The sequence below is a fragment of the Nitrospirota bacterium genome (assembly GCA_040754395.1).
GTDB lineage: Bacteria > Nitrospirota > Thermodesulfovibrionia > Thermodesulfovibrionales > SM23-35 > JBFMCL01.
Genome location: JBFMCL010000059.1, coordinates 1 through 1626 on the forward strand (window position 1 = coordinate 1; position 1626 = coordinate 1626).

General features: G+C 44.8%; 1 protein-coding gene. It reads right to left on the minus strand.

Going from position 1 to position 1626, the window contains the following annotated elements:
• Nucleotides 1-16 precede the first annotated feature (16 nt).
• Nucleotides 17-1441 carry an integron integrase gene (locus tag AB1552_14400; GenBank protein MEW6054949.1) on the minus strand — a complete coding sequence of 475 codons (1425 nt, stop codon included), beginning with the start codon at nucleotides 1439-1441 and terminating at the stop codon, nucleotides 17-19.
• Nucleotides 1442-1626 lie beyond the last annotated feature (185 nt).

Here is a 1626-nt window from a genome sequence, read left to right on the forward strand (position 1 = left end):
CATTGAGATATCTATTTTAGAAATCCAGCGGACTTTTTGCCTCTTTTAACGTCCTGCTCGGAATGCAGTGAGTATAAATCATAGTTGTCCTTACGTCGCTATGGCCGAGAAGAGTCTGGATTGTGCGGATGTCGTAATTTGCCTGCAATAGATGGGTTGCGAAGCTGTGACGGAATGTGTGAGATGTGATTCGCTTTGTGAGCTTAGCCCTACGGACCGCCTCATAGAGAGCCTCTTGAACATGGGAATCGTGAAGATGATACCGCCGCTTCTCTTTTGTTGTCGAAATATAAGTTAATGACTGTTGTGGAAAAAACCATTGCCAGATGAAGTCCTTTGCGGCTGATGGATATTTCCTTTCGAGCAGGTTTTCAAGAAACACGCCGGCGTATCCTGCCGTCGAGTCCTCATCATGCAGTTTCCTTACCCTGTCAAGCTGGGATAACAACTCCGGCATGATACTTTGTGGGATAGGTACAGACCTGTCTTTGCGACCTTTGCCGTGGACAGTAAGAATTCCCTCATCAAAATTGAAGTTCTTGACCCGCAGATTTATACACTCAAAAAGACGAAGACCGCATCCGTAAAGCAGTTTGACTACAAGATCGTATGGATACGTGAGATGCTTAAGGACAGCATCAATCTCCCTGCGGGAAAGAACTACAGGAACATATCTCGACTTCTTGGCGCGAGGAATGTCCTGATGCTCTCCGAAGTCCTTCTTCAGTATATATCTGTACAGAAATAGCAGTGCATTGAAAGCCTGGTTCTGTGTGGAAGCGGCCACCTTGCAATGCACCGCAAGATATGTCAGATATGTTTTTACATCCGTGGCAGACAACTCATCAGGCGACTTGTTTTGAAGATAGCGCTGATAGTGTCGGCACCAGTCGGCATAAGCCTTGAGAGTCTTCCTGGAATAGTGGCGAGTTTTGATCTCCTCAGCCAAACTGCTGATAAGCCTATCCCATTCAGGAGAAGCAGTCTTTTTTAGACACCTCCAGTCATTGAAGCGGCTTTTACCTGAAAGAGGAGAAATAAAAGGAGGCACAGACGGATTTGATGGCACTTTATTCGTATTCGATGCACGGGCAGGCACTATCCCTGTAGTTTGCTGGCCCGCAGTTTTCTGCCTGACATTCCCGCGTTCAGTAGGCGGGAATCCATTCTTGCTTTGACTTGCTCTGGCAGCCGAAATATGTTTCTCCCATGCTTGAGTCTCAAAAAAAAGAGAAAGCGCATGAGCAGCCTGTTTCTGCTGTTCGTGTGACTGGTTTTTCTGCCGCAATTTTTCGATGAACAGACGAACATGTTCGGATCTGGACTCCGGCAGGGTGTACTTGCCCTTAAAATCAAGATAATACCTAAGCCACTTTTTGTACTCAGCATGACGGGCAGCAGGCACTGCTTTCTTCTTGAGTACAGCTTCAAAATCGACCAAAATATCACTTGGAATAGGATTCATAATTGAGCATTACGGACTAATAATACAAATAGAATATTAGTCCGTGGAAAAGTATAGCTAGATCAAAAAGATATGTCAATACTGTTGACCAAATCAAGGCTTTATGCTATTGTGTCGTAACTGACTAAGAACGGACTATTAAACTATCTAATAACTTGTTA